The organism is Pandoraea faecigallinarum, from assembly GCF_001029105.3.
GTDB lineage: Bacteria > Pseudomonadota > Gammaproteobacteria > Burkholderiales > Burkholderiaceae > Pandoraea > Pandoraea faecigallinarum.
The window spans coordinates 2,942,811-2,956,976 of record NZ_CP011807.3 but is presented as its reverse complement, the minus strand read 5'-3'; the positions used below and the strand labels follow the sequence as shown (position 1 = coordinate 2,956,976).

Genomic DNA, 14,166 nt, shown 5'->3' with positions numbered 1-14,166 from the left:
GAGAGTTGCCACGATGCAGCACGATCTTCACTCCGTTGGACGTCGCATCATCGAGTTGCAGATCGAACACCGCGATCTGGATTACCTGATCGACAAGCTCCTGACGGAGCCGGCATACGACGAACTTCAGGTTACCCGGCTCAAGAAGCGTCGTCTGAAGATCAAGGACACGATCACCCTGCTGCAAGTGCAGCAGACCCCGGACCAGCCCGCCTGAGCGCGACGCGCCGGAGATTCGCGCGACGCCCGGCGCATTCGTGCGGGCCTCGCGGTTGTTTTTCACGCGCAGTTATTTTTCCTTGAGGCGCTAAGAGGCCGCACCCAGCGATTCGCGGCGCCTTCGAGTGCACTGCCTTCACACTTTTCGAGCCGTTTTGACCGATTCCGCCGCCGCACCCAGCGATCCCGCCGACATCTCCCTCAGCGCCGACACCCCAACGTTTCATGGACTCAAGCCGCTCACGCCCAAACGCGAGCGCGAGTTGCAGGAAATCTTCGGTGACGGCGGCATGCTCGCTCGTGCGATCGACGGCTACCGCTCGCGCGAGCCGCAAACCGAAATGGCTCGCGCCGTGGCTGCGGCCATGGAGACGCACGATTGCCTGATCGCCGAGGCCGGCACGGGGACGGGCAAGACCTACGCGTATCTCGTGCCCGCCATGTTGTGGGGCGGCAAGACGATCATTTCGACCGGCACCAAGCATTTGCAGGACCAGATCTTCGCGCGCGACATTCCCACAGTGCGCAAGGCGCTTGCCGTGCCCGTGACGGTGGCGATGCTCAAAGGCCGCTCGAACTATCTCTGTCATTACTATCTGGAGCGCGCCCAGCAGGAAGGGCGCTTCGCTTCGCGTCATGAAGCCGCGCAACTGCGCGAGATCACCACGTTCTCGCAGATCACGCACAGCGGCGACAAGGCGGAACTGGCGTCGGTGCCCGAGAACGCCCCGATCTGGGCGCAGGTCACGTCCACTCGCGACAACTGTCTGGGGCAGGAATGTCCGAGATACAAGGATTGCTTTGTCATGCTCGCGCGCAAGGAAGCGCAGCAGGCAGACCTGGTGGTCGTCAATCACCACTTGTTCTTTGCGGACGTGATGCTGCGCGACACCGGCATGGCGGAGTTGCTGCCCAGCGCCAACACGGTGATTTTCGATGAAGCACACCAGTTGCCGGAAACGGCGACGCTGTTCTTCGGCGAGACGGTGTCGACCACGCAGCTTCTCGAACTGGCGCGCGATTGTGTGGCCGAAGGCCTGATTCATGCACGCGACGCTGCCGACTGGGTCAAACTCGGTGCCAGCCTCGAACGGGCGGCGCGCGACGTGCGTCTGACGTTCGGGCAGGACAACACGCGCATGTCCGTCGCGCAATTGCCGGACGACCACGAACTGTTCGGCGCGCTGGAAAGCGTCGATCTCTCGCTGCAAGACCTGATCGAAACCCTTCAGCATCAGGCCGAGCGTGCCGAGGCGCTGGGGGCGTGTCTGCGTCGCGCGCTCGAATTGCACGAGCAACTGGAGCGCTGGCAGATGGGCGTGACGCCGCCCACGCCGGGCGAGCCGCCGTTGCCGTTGCTCGATCCCCACGCGCCGCGTGTCACCGATGGCAAGCGCGAGAAAGCGGCGAAGGCGCGCGAAGCCGAAGCGGCGCGGCTCGCCGCCGAGGCGAATACGGCCGAAATCGATCCGAACGGCGACGGCAAATCGGAAAAAACCTTTTCACCGCCTGAGACCGTTCGTTGGATCGAGGTGTTTTCGCAGGCGGTGCAGTTGCATCAGACCCCGCTCTCGATTGCGCCGATCTTCGCGAAGCAGCGCGCAGGCGCACCGCGGGCGTGGATCTTCACTTCGGCGACGTTGTCCGTGAAGGGCAACTTCACGCACTACGCGGCACAGTTGGGCCTCGACGCCCAGAAGTCCCTCACGTTGGCCAGTCCGTTCGACTACCCGAATCAGAGCTTGCTATACGTGCCGCGCGGACTGCCGCAACCGTCGGCTCCCAACTTCACGGACGCCATGCTCGACGCAGCGTTGCCGGTGCTCGAAGTGAGTGGCGGGCGCGCGTTCGTGCTGTGTACGACGTTGCGCGCGGTGAACCGTGCGGCGGAGCGTCTGCGTGAAGAATTCGAGCGTCGCGGCTGGCCTTATCCGCTGCTTGTGCAGGGCGAGGCGAGCCGGACCGAACTGCTCGACCGTTTCCGTGCGCTGGGCAACGCGGTGCTCGTTGGCAGTCAGAGTTTCTGGGAAGGGGTGGACGTGCGTGGTGAGGCGCTCTCGCTCGTCATCATCGACAAGCTTCCCTTTGCGCCGCCCGACGATCCGGTGCTCGCCGCGCGCCTCGACGTGTTGACAAAGAAGGGACTCAGTCCTTTCGCCGTGCATCAGTTGCCGCAGGCGGTGATTACGCTCAAGCAGGGGGCAGGGCGTCTGATACGTTCCGAGGCCGACCGGGGCGTGCTGATGATTTGCGATCCGCGGCTGGTCGACAAGCCCTATGGCCGGCGCATCTGGCAAAGTCTTCCGCCGTTCAAGCGCACCCGGGAATTGCCCATCGTGCGCGGCTTCTTCGACGAGATCGCCGCTGAAGCAGGCGGCTGACGGCTCCGGCCGCTGTCGATGCGTGGCGGCTTGCTATCGTATTGCTCTCGTATTGTTTTGACATGCCCGATGTGAGAAGGCCAGACCGCGAATGTCTGGCCGTTTTCATGATGGCGGATGTCGTTCAGGCGGGCATCGCGTCAAGCCAGTGGCCGATGACGGCGGGCGCGACTTCCGACAGGCGAGCGTGGTGGCGGCGCGCGTCGTTGCGTAATGCGACCGGGTCGATCTTCGCGGCGCCCAGCTCGCAAGCGTGGCCCACGAGCCAGGATTCGATGCGTGCGGCATCCGCTTCCAGATGAAATTGCAGACCAAGGGCATGCGTGCCGAGCGCGAATGCCTGGTTTTCGCCGACGGCTGTGCGTGCCAGATGCGCGGCGCCCGGCGGAATGTCGAATTGATCGCCGTGCCAGTGAAGCACCGGAGCGTCGGCCAGCGCGGCCAGCGGCGATGCCCGTCCCGCGCCGGTCAGCGTGAGCGGTGCGTAGCCGATCTCTTTCACGCCGAGCGGATACACCTTTGCGCCCAACGCGCGCGCCATCAACTGCGCTCCGAGGCAAATACCAAGGGTCGGTTTACCCGCGTCGAGACGCGCCTTGACCAGTGCAAGCTCGTCGGTGACGAACGGATGTATCGCATCGTCGAACGCGCCGATGGGACCGCCGAGAACCACCAACAAGTCGGGGGCGAGGGCATCGATGGCGCGAAGGTCCGTGAGCGGCGCATCGATATAGTCGATGGCGTAGCCGCGCTGACCGAAGTACGGCGCGAGGGTGCCAAGGTCTTCGAAATGAACGTGGCGCAAGGCGAGCAACGTCTTGCCGGAAGCGACGGAAGCCAGGGAGGGACTCACGTAACGCACTCCTTGTGAGCGATGGTCATCCTGTCATGACCGAAACGAAAAGCCCTCGCAGGCGCGAGGGCTTTTCGAGCGATGCGATCGACAATCGAATCGACCACCGGCATGGCTTAACGCCAGATCTGCCACCAGGACTTCTTGTCGCCCGGGTTGGTGTCGATGCGACGGCCGACCGTCAGATAACCGCTGTTCGGATACGTCTTCTCCATCACGCGGCGTGCGTCGTCACGAAGTTCGGTCATGCCGAGTTTGTCGTACGACTTGATCATGATGCCGAGCGCGTCTTCCAGTGCCGGTGCCTGATCGTAGTCCTGCAAGGCGCTCTGCGCGCGGTTCACGGCGGCAAGGTACGCGCCGCGACGATAGTAATACTCCGCAGCGTGCACCTCGTGGGCCGCCATGGCGTTGACGGCGTAGCGCATGCGCAGGGCGGCGTCGTTCGCGTACTTGCTGTTCGGATAGTGCTCCACCAGATACTTGAAGCTGTCGTAAGCGGCACGCAGCGCCTTCGGATCGCGCTCACTCAGATCCTGACCCGAGAAGCGGCCGAACAGACCGAGGTCGTCGTTGAAGTTGATCAGGCCCTTGAGGTAATAGGCGTAATCGATCGACGGGCTGTCCGGATGCAGGCGAATGAAACGGTCGACGGCGGTGAGCGCCTGCGCCGGCTCGTTGTCCTTGTAGTAGGAGTAAGCCGTGTTGATCTGCGCTTGTTGGGCATGGGGGCCGAACGGATCGCGACCTTCGAGCAACTCGTAGTATTTGGCGGCCTTCGTGTAGTCGCCGCTGTCGAAGCTGTCCTTGGCTTCCGAGTATAATTTGTTCGTCGACCAGCTGGCCGTTTCGTCGACCTTCTCCGGCAGAATGCCACAGGCGGCCATGCTGCCGGCCACGATGGCGGCCAGCGTCAGATGTTTGACAAGTTTCAGGGCTTGCATGCTCGTTGGCTTCACTTCTCGATGACCCGTTCAATAGTGCCGGATTATAGCGTACCCGCCTCATTTGCCACGGAAAATGCGGAGGATTCGTCAGACGACGACCTCGACTCGCTTGCCGGGGCTTTCCCAAGCGCTTCCGATCTCGCCCCCGCAGTGACGGCCTCCGTGGTTCCGGCCCAGACCCCGCTGACTGCCACGTTGCCCGAGGCGCTCGCCGGCGAGCGTCTGGACAAGGCGCTGGCTTCGTGTTTTCCCGAATATTCCCGTAGCCGCCTGCAAGCGTGGGTGGAAGACGCTCGCGTGACGCTCGACGGCGAGACCGCGAAGGTGCGCCAGAAGGTCGCCGGCGGCGAGGCGGTCGTCATCACGCCGGCCGCACTTCCGGAGCAACTCGCCTTCGCACCGGAGCCGGTGCTGCTCGATGTCGTCTACGAGGACACGACGCTCGCCGTGTTCAACAAGCCGGCGGGTCTTGTCGTCCACCCGGCGGCGGGCAATTGGTCGGGCACGCTGCTCAACGGTCTGTTGCATCGGTATGGACAATCGGCTGCCGACCTGCCGCGCGCGGGGATCGTCCATCGGCTCGACAAGGAGACGTCCGGACTGATGGTGGTGGCGCGCACGCTGGTGGCGCAGACCGATCTGGTGCGGCAGTTGCAGGCGCGCTCGGTCAAGCGGCACTACGCAGCGCTCGTGTGGGGACGTCCGCCCTCGCGTACCGTCGTCGATGCTCCGATCGGCCGCGATCCCCGCGAACGCACGCGCATGGCGGTCGTGCAGGGACAGGGCGGCAAGCCGGCGCGTACCCGCCTGGTGACCGTTGCCAGTGCGCAATGGGACGATTCCCCGGTTTCGCTGGTGCTTTGCTCGCTGGACACGGGGCGCACGCACCAGATTCGCGTGCACCTGTCACATCTCGGCCATTCGCTGCTGGGCGATCCGCTGTACAAACCGCGTCACAAGCGCCCGGCATTACCGGGCGGCTTTGCCCGTCAGGCACTGCATGCCTGGCGTCTCGGCCTGATTCATCCCGAGGACGATAGTGCGATGCACTGGCAGGCACCGTTGCCGCACGACATGCGCGAACTCATGACGGCGCTTGGCCTCGAATTCGACTTTGCAACCCTCCCCAATTCGCTCGATGACTTCTTCCCAGCCTGAGTCAAACGATCAATACGCGATGCAAAACGCCATGGCGGCCGACTGGATCATCCCGGACTGGCCGGCGCCGGCGAATGTCCGCGCCGTTTTTACGACACGCTCGGGCGGTGTCAGCCAAGGGCCGCAAGCGACGTTCAATCTGGGCTACAAAGCGGACGACGATCCCGAAGCCGTACGTATCAACCGAACGTTGCTTGTGGCGCGAACGGGCGTGCCATCGGCGTGGATCGCGCAAGTTCACGGCCCGCGGGTCGTGGATGCACAGGAAGCGCTCGATGCCGTGGCTGCCGGCGAACCGTTGCAGGCGGATGCCAGCGCGACGAACGTGCCCGGACTGGCGAGCACCGTCATGGTGGCGGACTGCCTGCCCGTGTTGTTGTGTGACGCGCAGGGGCACGCCGTCGCCGCCGCGCATGCCGGATGGCGCGGCCTGTGCGCCGGTGTGATCGAGCAGACCGTGCAGGCCCTGCGCGCGCGCCTGCCGAAGGCGCAGGCGAATGCGACGGTGATCGCGTGGCTCGGGCCGTGTATCGGGCCCACGGCATTCGAAGTCGGCCCTGAGGTGCGCGAGGCGTTTCTCGACGCCGCGACGAACGACGAGCGCGAGGCAACGCAAGCTGCGTTCGTCCCTCACGGCGATCCGAGTGCCGGCAAAGCCTTGGCGGACCTCTGCGCACTGGCCCGTTTGCGGCTGGCCCGCGAAGGGGTGACGAGCGTCTCGGGCGGTCAGTGGTGCACGGTCGGCGATCCGGCGCGGTTTTATTCCTATCGGCGCGACCGCACGACGGGGCGCATGGCGGCGCTGGTGTGGCGTCAAGCCTGATATCGCAAGCGTTCAATCTGCGTCATCGCGTCGCAGCGTGCGTGCGCGCCGCGCGCGGCTTCCCGCGATGTACAGGATGAGTAACGCCGGACCGATGCCGCCGAGCAGAAAGATCGCGATGCCCAGCCACACGGATGGTGCGGTGATGGCGATCATCGCGATGACGTAGAGCCAGCCGAGAAGGATGATGAGCATCGGGACAAGCGCGTTCGGGAATGGAGATGGAATGACACCGGTAAACGGGACAATGCCGACCGGTGCGGGACAATGCGAGGGCCGCGCACCGGAGCCGTTCGCCGCAAAGATTGACACGCCTGCGCGCGCACGCAAGAATGCTTCACAGGCGGGGCGCGTCGCTCATGAAGCGAAGCATGCCGCCGCGTTCCGGGCGCCGGCCCCGAACGCAACGGATGTGACACTCAGGCTACCATGAATCGCGCCAGTGCCAACTTCGATCCGGCCTCGTTTGCCGCCTCGTTTGCCCAGCAGTTTCCCTCCGCTTCGCTCTCCGCTCAGGACATGTCGCAGTGGTTCAAGGCCGCCCAACAGATGTTCGGCGCTTTGCCGGGGGCTGCCGGCCCTTCATCCCTTGCTGCCGGTGGTGCGGCGCCTGCCACGAACTCGTTCGCAGCGCTTTTCGAGCGCTTCGGCAAGGCCGGTGCACTGCCGCACCCGACGTCGCTGCATGTCGATCCGGCACGGCTGAACGAGCTTCAGTCCGATTACGCCCGAGAATTTTCCGAACTCGTCGCCCGTTTCCATCAGCCCGGTCTCGACACGGCCCCGGAGCTGGGCGACCGGCGCTTTGCCGGGGAAGGCTGGCGCAATCCGTTCTACGCGCTGCCCGCGGCGCTCTATCTGCTCAATGGCCGTTTTCTGATGCGCATGGCCGAACTGGTCGACGCCGATGCGAAGACACGTGAACGCATTCGTTTCGCCGTCGAGCAATGGGTCGCGGCAAGTTCGCCCGCCAACTTCATCGCCACCAATCCGGACGTGCAGCAGCGTCTCGTGCAGACGCATGGCGACAGCCTGCTCGCGGGCATGCAGCATCTGCTCGTCGACATGGGCAAGGGCAAGGTGTCGCAGACCGACGAGGCCGCCTTCGAAGTGGGGCGCAACGTCGCGACGACCGAAGGCGCCGTCGTCTTCGAGAACGACCTGATCCAGCTCATCCAGTACAAGGCGCTCACGCCGACGGTGCATCAGCGTCCGTTGCTGGTCGTGCCGCCGTGCATCAACAAGTACTACATCCTCGATCTTCAGCCCGAGAATTCGCTGATCCGCTATGCCGTGGAGCAGGGCCACACCGTGTTCGTCGTCTCGTGGCGCAATCCGGACATGACGCTCGCGCATAAGACGTGGGACGACTATGTGGGCGAAGGGCCGGTGACCGCTATCGACGTAGTGCGCGACATCAGTGGCCAGTCGCAGATCAACGTGCTCGGTTTTTGCGTCGGCGGCACGTTGCTCGCCGCGGCATTGGCCGTGCTTGCCGCCAGGGGGCAAACGGGCCGAAAATCGCCGGTCGCGAGCGTGACGTTGCTCACAACGCTGCTCGACTTCTCGGATACCGGCGTGCTCGACGTCTTTGTCGACGAGCCGCACGTGCAATTCCGCGAACAGACGATCGGCGGCGGCCTCGGTCAGCCGCCGGGCCTGATGCGCGGCGTGGAACTGGCCAACACGTTCTCGTTTCTGCGCCCGAACGATCTGGTCTGGAACTATGTGGTCGACAGCTATCTGAAGGGCAATGCCCCGCAACCCTTCGACCTGCTGTACTGGAACGGTGACGGGACCAATTTGCCCGGCCCCATGTTCTGCTGGTATCTGCGCCATCTCTATTTGCAGAACGAACTGAAGCAGCCCGGGGCGATCCAGACCTGCGGCGTGCCTGTGGACCTCGGAGCCATCGACGCGCCCGCTTACGTGTTCGGTTCGCACGAAGACCACATCGTGCCGTGGACGTCGGCGTTTCGTTCGCTGCCGTTGCTGGGCGGCGAGCGTCGCTTCGTGCTGGGCGCGTCGGGCCATATCGCGGGGGTGGTCAACCCGCCCGCAAAGAAAAAGCGCAGCTATTGGCGTAACGATGACGTCGGCGTAGACGCGAACGATTGGCTGGCCGGTGCCACCGAGCATCCGGGCAGTTGGTGGACCGATTGGAGCGAATGGCTCGCGCGCTACGCCGGAAAACGCGTTAAAGCGCAAAAGGCGTATGGTAATGTTGCTTATGCCCCCATTGAACCGGCGCCCGGCCGCTATGTGAAGGCGAAAGCCTGAGCGTAACGTGCGGCGACGGGCATCCCCCTGGTTCGAACCCATTGAAAAAAGAGGAATGAGACATGACGGATATCGTGATTGTGTCGGCTGCCCGTACGGCAGTCGGTAAATTTGGCGGCTCGCTGGCCAAGGTGGCGGCGCCGGATCTGGGCGCGATCGTCATCGACGAAGTGCTCAAGCGTGCCAGGCTCAAGGGCGAGGACGTCAGCGAGGTCATCATGGGGCAGGTGCTGACCGCCGGTTCGGGACAGAACGTGGCACGTCAGGCATCGATCAAGGCCGGCCTGCCGGCGATGGTGCCCGCCATGACGATCAACAAGGTGTGCGGCTCTGGCCTGAAGGCCGTGATGCTCGCCGCCAATGCGATTACCGCGGGCGATGCCGACATCGTCGTGGCGGGTGGTCAGGAGAACATGAGCGCCGCGCCGCACGTGCTGCCGGGCTCGCGTGACGGCTTCCGCATGGGCGACGCCAAGCTCATCGACACGATGATCGTCGATGGTCTGTGGGACGTCTATAACCAGTACCACATGGGGATCACGGCCGAGAACGTCGCCAAGGAGTTTGGCATTACTCGCGAAATGCAGGACGCCTTTGCTGCAGCGTCGCAGAACAAGGCCGAAGCAGCGCAAAAGGCCGGCCGTTTCGACGATGAAATCGTGCCGGTCTCGATCCCGCAGCGCAAGGGCGACCCGGTCGTCTTCAAGACCGACGAATTCGTGCGTCATGGCGTGACGGCCGAATCGCTGGCGGGCCTCAAGCCGGCCTTCTCGAAGGATGGCACCGTGACGGCGGCCAACGCGGCGGGCATCAACGACGGGGCCGCTGCCGTGGTCGTGATGTCGGCCAAGCGTGCGGAGCAGTTGGGCCTCACGCCGCTTGCGCGCATCGTGTCGTACGCAAATGCCGGTGTCGATCCGTCGGTCATGGGCATTGGCCCGGTGCCGGCCTCGCAGCGTTGCCTGTCGCGCGCGGGCTGGAAGGCGAGCGATCTCGACCTGATGGAAATCAACGAAGCGTTCGCGGCACAGGCGCTCGCCGTGAACAAGCAAATGGGCTGGGATACGTCGAAGATCAACGTGAACGGCGGCGCTATCGCCATCGGTCACCCGATCGGTGCATCGGGCTGCCGTATTCTCGTCACGCTGCTGCATGAAATGGCACGTCGCGACGCCCGTCGCGGTCTGGCGTCGCTGTGTATCGGTGGCGGCATGGGTGTGGCGCTGGCGGTCGAGCGCGTCTGACGCCCGTTCGCGTTGGTCATCAGAACCGCAGAAGAATCGGTGTCGCCCGTGGGTGCAACGCGCACGGGCTCACGCTGAAGTAGTCAGGAGACGAAAGGCTCGCGCGGGAACGCGCGGCCTGCGCGTCGGTCAATTGGCAGTCGCAACAGGCGGCAAGTTTGCCGTTATTTTGGGGGAAGCGTTCCATGACTCAACGCATTGCATATGTGACAGGCGGAATGGGCGGTATCGGTACGTCCATTTGCCAGCGGCTGTACAAAGACGGCTTCAAGGTGGTGGCGGGCTGCGGTCCGAATTCGCCACGCCGCGTGAAGTGGCTGGAAGACCAGAAGGCGTTGGGTTTCGATTTCATCGCATCGGAAGGCAACGTCGGCGACTGGGATTCGACCAAGGCGGCGTTCGACAAGGTCAAGGCCGAGGTCGGCGAAATCGACGTGCTGGTGAATAACGCCGGTATCACGCGCGACGTCGTTTTCCGCAAGATGACCCGCGAGGACTGGGATGCCGTCATCGACACCAACCTCACCAGCCTTTTCAATGTCACGAAGCAGGTGATCGAGGGCATGTGCGAGCGGGGTTTCGGCCGCATCATCAACATTTCGTCGGTCAACGGTCAGAAGGGCCAGTTCGGCCAGACCAACTACGCAACGGCGAAGGCCGGCATTCACGGCTTCACGATGTCGCTGGCGCAGGAAGTGGCGACCAAGGGCGTGACGGTCAATACCGTGTCGCCGGGCTACATCGGCACGGACATGGTTCGCTCGATCCGTCAGGACGTGCTCGACAAGATCGTGGCGACGATTCCGGTCAAGCGTCTGGGCGAGCCGGGCGAAATCGGCTCGATCGTGGCATGGCTGGCGTCGGACGACTCCGGTTTCGCCACAGGTGCCGACTTCTCGCTCAACGGCGGCCTGCATATGGGCTAAGCGGTGACGGGGCGGGTGCCGGTGCGGGCCCATGCGAAGCACGGCGCTCCGTTGCGGGTTAGGGCTTTGCCGCATAGCAGCAAACGCCCTAGAATCGATAATATGTGATTAACCCCGACCGCCGGTCGGGGTAGTCCTTCAAAAAACGCAGGAAACCCACCGCATGACCGCGAGCAAGAAGACTGACGAACGCCTGATCAAAAAGTATCCGAACCGGCGTCTGTACGATACCCAGACCAGTACGTACATCACCCTTGCCGATGTGAAGCAACTGGTGCTCGAGACCGAGGAGTTCAAGGTCGTCGACGCCAAGACGGGCGAGGACCTGACCCGCAGCATTCTGCTGCAAATCATTCTGGAAGAAGAGACCGGCGGTGTGCCGATGTTCTCGAGCGCCATGCTCGCCCAGATCATCCGCTTCTACGGCCACGCGCTGCAAGGGATGATGGGCACGTACCTCGAGAAGAACATCCAGACCTTCATCGAGATTCAGAACAAGCTGGCCGATCAGTCCAAGGGCATCTATGAGGGCGCCGCCTTCAACCCGGACGTCTGGGCGCAATTCATGAACATGCAGGCGCCGATGATGCAGGGCATGATGACCAACTACATCGAGCAGTCGAAGAACCTGTTCGTGCAGATGCAGGAGCAGATGCAGAGCCAGGCGAAGAACATGTTCAGCACGTTCCCGTTCCCCGGTGGGCCGGGAGCACCCGGCGCCCCGGGCCGCGACCCGAACAAGAAGCCCTGAGCGGGCCGATCCGGCAGCCATCCAGGACGCTGCGGTGTGCCATGGGGCGCACGCCGCGCAGTCCGGCGCAATTGTTGGAACGAACCGAAGGCGATCAGGGTAAAATGCGCGGTTACTCGCCGGAGGGTGACGTAATACAAAGTCTTGTGGCCAATTGGGTCACGGGGCCTGTGTGCCGTCGCGACACCTTGCCGGCCGATCGTTACACGTATTGACTAGATCAGGATTTCGCCCCATGTCCCGCCCATCGCCCGCCGGCACCCCCAAGGTCGGCTTCGTTTCGCTCGGCTGCCCCAAGGCTTTGGTCGACTCCGAGCAGATCCTGACCCAACTCCGTGCCGAAGGGTATGACATCGCCGGTACCTATGACGGCGCCGACCTCGTCGTGGTCAACACCTGCGGCTTCATCGACGATGCCGTTCAGGAAAGTCTCGACGCCATCGGCGAAGCCCTCGCCGAAAACGGCAAGGTCATCGTCACCGGCTGTCTGGGGGCGAAGAAAGATGCCGCCGGTCAGGACATCGTGAGCGCCGTTCACCCGAAGGTGCTGGCTGTCACCGGGCCGCACGCCGTGGGCGAAGTGATGAGCGCGGTGCATACGCACCTGCCCAAGCCGCACGATCCGTTCACCGACCTCGTGCCTGCGGCCGGCATCAAGCTCACGCCGCGTCACTACGCATATCTGAAGATTTCCGAAGGTTGCAACCACCGCTGCACGTTCTGCATCATTCCGTCGATGCGTGGCGATCTCGATTCGCGTCCGGTCGCGGAAGTGATGCTTGAAGCCGAGAACCTGTTCAAGGCGGGCGTCAAGGAGTTGCTGGTGATCTCGCAGGACACCAGCGCGTACGGCGTGGACGTGAAGTACCGCACCGGCTTCTGGGCCGGTCGTCCGCTCAAGACCCGCATGACCGAACTCGTCACGGCGCTGGGCGAACTGGCCAGGCAGTACGGGGCGTGGGTGCGTTTGCACTACGTCTATCCGTACCCGCACGTCGACGAGATCATTCCGTTGATGGCACAAGGCCACATCCTTCCGTACCTCGACGTGCCGCTGCAACACGCGCACCCCGACGTGCTCAAGCGCATGAAGCGCCCGGCCTCGGGCGAGAAGAATCTCGAGCGCATTCAGGCGTGGCGCAGGATGTGCCCGGACCTGACAATCCGCAGCACGTTCATCGCCGGCTTCCCGGGGGAGACGGAAGCCGAATTCGAATACCTGCTGGATTTCCTTCGCGAAGCCGAACTGGACCGCGTGGGCTGCTTCGCCTATTCGCCGGTGGAGGGCGCGCGTGCCAACGAATTGCCGGGCGCGCTGCCGGACGACGTACGTGAAGCGCGCCGCGCGCGTTTCATGGAAGTGGCTGAGGAAATTTCGGCCGAGCGCCAGCAGCGCAAGGTCGGCAAGACGATTCAGGTTATCGTCGACGAAATCAATCAGGACGGCGGCATTGCCCGCTCGGCCGCCGACGCACCGGAAATCGACGGCCTCGTGTACATCGAGCCGACGCCTAAGGCGGCCAGGCGTTTGAAGGTCGGCGAGTTCGTCAACGTCGAGGTGACGGGTGCCGACGGTCACGATCTTTGGGGTGAGGTGGTCTGATGACGCAGGCGGATTTGAAGGCTGCGCAAGCGCTGCAAGCCCCCCGGGCTCCGCAGGTTCTCGCCATGGGTGAGGCGATGGTCGAATTCAACCAGTCGCCCGACGACGCCCGCCGGTATCTGCAAGGCTTTGGCGGCGACACCTCCAACTTCGCGATCGCGGCCAGCCGGCAGGGCGTGCGTACGGGGTTCGTAAGCGCGGTCGGCGACGATCTGTTCGGCCGCATGCTGCTCGATCTGTGGCGCGACGAGAATGTCGACACGCAGTTCGTCCGGGTCGACTCGCAGGCGCCGACCGGCGTCTATTTCGTGTCGCACGACGCGAACGGACACCACTTCGATTACCTGCGCGCCGGTTCCGCGGCCAGCCGGTATCGCGCTCAGGATCTGCCGCGCGAAGCGTTGGCCGGTGCACAGTTCCTGCACCTCTCGGGCATTAGTCTCGCGATCAGCGTGAATGCCTGCGACGCCGCGTTCGACGCGATGTCGAAGATCCGCGCGGCGGGTGGCAAGGTGTCGTTCGACACCAATCTGCGTCTCAAACTGTGGCCGCTCGCCCGTGCGCGCGCCACGATGCGCGAAGCGTTCGGCCTGACCGACGTGTGCCTGCCGAGCTGGGACGATGTCACGGCGGTCACCGGCCTCGAAGATCGCGATGCGATTCTGGACGAATTGCTCTCCCACGGGGTGAAGGTCGTGGCGCTCAAGCTGGGACGGGAAGGATGCTACGTCGCCACGCCCGAGGAACGCCGCATCGTCGCGCCGTATCCGGTGCAGGCGCTCGACGCGACCGGCGCGGGCGACTGCTTTGGCGGCGCCTTCGTGGCGCGTCTGGCGCTGGGCGACGATCCGTTCGCGGCAGCCCGGTATGCGAACGTATGCGCGGCGTTGTCGACCACCGGCTACGGCGCGGTCGCCCCGGTGCCGCGCGCGGAGCAGGTGTTGCGGCAACTGGCGAGCTGACCGAAGTTTCCCTCCAATG

General features: G+C 64.0%; 13 protein-coding genes. 10 read left to right on the top strand and 3 right to left on the bottom strand.

Annotated elements, in window-relative coordinates:
• The first annotated feature begins 13 nt into the window (after nucleotides 1–13).
• Nucleotides 14–217 carry a YdcH family protein gene (locus AB870_RS12815; protein ID WP_044456085.1) on the top strand — a complete coding sequence of 68 codons (204 nt, stop codon included), beginning with the start codon at nucleotides 14–16 and terminating at the stop codon, nucleotides 215–217.
• 157 nt (nucleotides 218–374) lie between these two features.
• Entirely contained in the window at nucleotides 375–2,600 is a 2,226-nt protein-coding gene (locus AB870_RS12810; RefSeq protein ID WP_053059347.1) for an ATP-dependent DNA helicase, read from the top strand.
• A 124-nt stretch (nucleotides 2,601–2,724) separates the two neighbouring features.
• Here AB870_RS12810 and AB870_RS12805 read toward each other — a convergent pair whose 3' ends face one another.
• Nucleotides 2,725–3,453, bottom strand: coding sequence for a glutamine amidotransferase (locus AB870_RS12805; protein WP_237169935.1), 729 nt, complete (start codon nucleotides 3,451–3,453; stop codon nucleotides 2,725–2,727).
• Nucleotides 3,454–3,569: 116 nt separating this feature from the next.
• Nucleotides 3,570–4,397 carry an outer membrane protein assembly factor BamD gene (locus tag AB870_RS12800; RefSeq protein WP_047905013.1) on the bottom strand — a complete coding sequence of 276 codons (828 nt, stop codon included), beginning with the start codon at nucleotides 4,395–4,397 and terminating at the stop codon, nucleotides 3,570–3,572.
• Between the two features lie 21 nt (nucleotides 4,398–4,418).
• Here AB870_RS12800 and AB870_RS12795 point away from each other — a divergent pair, with 21 nt between their 5' ends.
• Complete coding sequence (locus AB870_RS12795) at nucleotides 4,419–5,558, top strand: RluA family pseudouridine synthase (RefSeq protein ID WP_084663664.1); 1,140 nt, start codon at nucleotides 4,419–4,421, stop codon at nucleotides 5,556–5,558.
• A gap of 19 nt (nucleotides 5,559–5,577) precedes the next feature.
• Nucleotides 5,578–6,381, top strand: a complete 804-nt coding sequence (gene pgeF / locus AB870_RS12790) for a peptidoglycan editing factor PgeF (RefSeq protein WP_047905011.1) — start codon at nucleotides 5,578–5,580, stop codon at nucleotides 6,379–6,381.
• A 12-nt stretch (nucleotides 6,382–6,393) separates the two neighbouring features.
• On the opposite strand, the gene AB870_RS12785 is transcribed toward pgeF, so the two are convergent.
• Nucleotides 6,394–6,576 (bottom strand): hypothetical protein, encoded by a 183-nt coding sequence (locus AB870_RS12785; RefSeq protein ID WP_047905010.1) that lies wholly within the window; start codon nucleotides 6,574–6,576, stop codon nucleotides 6,394–6,396.
• A gap of 234 nt (nucleotides 6,577–6,810) precedes the next feature.
• Between AB870_RS12785 and phaC the strand changes: the two genes are divergently transcribed.
• From phaC to AB870_RS12750, 6 genes are all read left to right on the top strand, one after another.
• Nucleotides 6,811–8,661 (top strand): class I poly(R)-hydroxyalkanoic acid synthase, encoded by a 1,851-nt coding sequence (gene phaC, locus AB870_RS12775; protein WP_237169934.1) that lies wholly within the window; start codon nucleotides 6,811–6,813, stop codon nucleotides 8,659–8,661.
• A 62-nt stretch (nucleotides 8,662–8,723) separates the two neighbouring features.
• A complete protein-coding gene (locus AB870_RS12770; protein WP_047905009.1) occupies nucleotides 8,724–9,905 on the top strand; it encodes an acetyl-CoA C-acetyltransferase in 1,182 nt (393 codons plus the stop codon).
• A 185-nt stretch (nucleotides 9,906–10,090) separates the two neighbouring features.
• Nucleotides 10,091–10,831, top strand: coding sequence for a 3-ketoacyl-ACP reductase (locus tag AB870_RS12765; protein WP_047905008.1), 741 nt, complete (start codon nucleotides 10,091–10,093; stop codon nucleotides 10,829–10,831).
• 163 nt (nucleotides 10,832–10,994) lie between these two features.
• Complete coding sequence (phaR, locus tag AB870_RS12760) at nucleotides 10,995–11,582, top strand: polyhydroxyalkanoate synthesis repressor PhaR (protein ID WP_044456077.1); 588 nt, start codon at nucleotides 10,995–10,997, stop codon at nucleotides 11,580–11,582.
• Nucleotides 11,583–11,817: 235 nt separating this feature from the next.
• Entirely contained in the window at nucleotides 11,818–13,185 is a 1,368-nt protein-coding gene (rimO, locus tag AB870_RS12755; protein WP_047905007.1) for a 30S ribosomal protein S12 methylthiotransferase RimO, read from the top strand.
• Nucleotides 13,185–14,147 carry a sugar kinase gene (locus AB870_RS12750; RefSeq protein WP_047905006.1) on the top strand — a complete coding sequence of 321 codons (963 nt, stop codon included), beginning with the start codon at nucleotides 13,185–13,187 and terminating at the stop codon, nucleotides 14,145–14,147. The genes rimO and AB870_RS12750 overlap by 1 nt, the downstream gene beginning before the upstream one ends.
• Nucleotides 14,148–14,166: the final 19 nt, after the last annotated feature.

Coding starts and splice junctions, on each gene's coding strand:
- AB870_RS12815 (WP_044456085.1), top strand. CDS start 14: ATGCAGCACGATCTTCACTCCGTTGGACGTCGCATCATCGAGTTGCAG.
- AB870_RS12800 (WP_047905013.1), bottom strand. CDS start 4,397: ATGCAAGCCCTGAAACTTGTCAAACATCTGACGCTGGCCGCCATCGTG.
- AB870_RS12795 (WP_084663664.1), top strand. CDS start 4,419: ATGACCCGTTCAATAGTGCCGGATTATAGCGTACCCGCCTCATTTGCC.
- pgeF (WP_047905011.1), top strand. CDS start 5,578: ATGCAAAACGCCATGGCGGCCGACTGGATCATCCCGGACTGGCCGGCG.
- AB870_RS12785 (WP_047905010.1), bottom strand. CDS start 6,576: ATGCTCATCATCCTTCTCGGCTGGCTCTACGTCATCGCGATGATCGCC.
- phaC (WP_237169934.1), top strand. CDS start 6,811: ATGAATCGCGCCAGTGCCAACTTCGATCCGGCCTCGTTTGCCGCCTCG.
- AB870_RS12770 (WP_047905009.1), top strand. CDS start 8,724: ATGACGGATATCGTGATTGTGTCGGCTGCCCGTACGGCAGTCGGTAAA.
- AB870_RS12765 (WP_047905008.1), top strand. CDS start 10,091: ATGACTCAACGCATTGCATATGTGACAGGCGGAATGGGCGGTATCGGT.
- phaR (WP_044456077.1), top strand. CDS start 10,995: ATGACCGCGAGCAAGAAGACTGACGAACGCCTGATCAAAAAGTATCCG.
- rimO (WP_047905007.1), top strand. CDS start 11,818: ATGTCCCGCCCATCGCCCGCCGGCACCCCCAAGGTCGGCTTCGTTTCG.
- AB870_RS12750 (WP_047905006.1), top strand. CDS start 13,185: ATGACGCAGGCGGATTTGAAGGCTGCGCAAGCGCTGCAAGCCCCCCGG.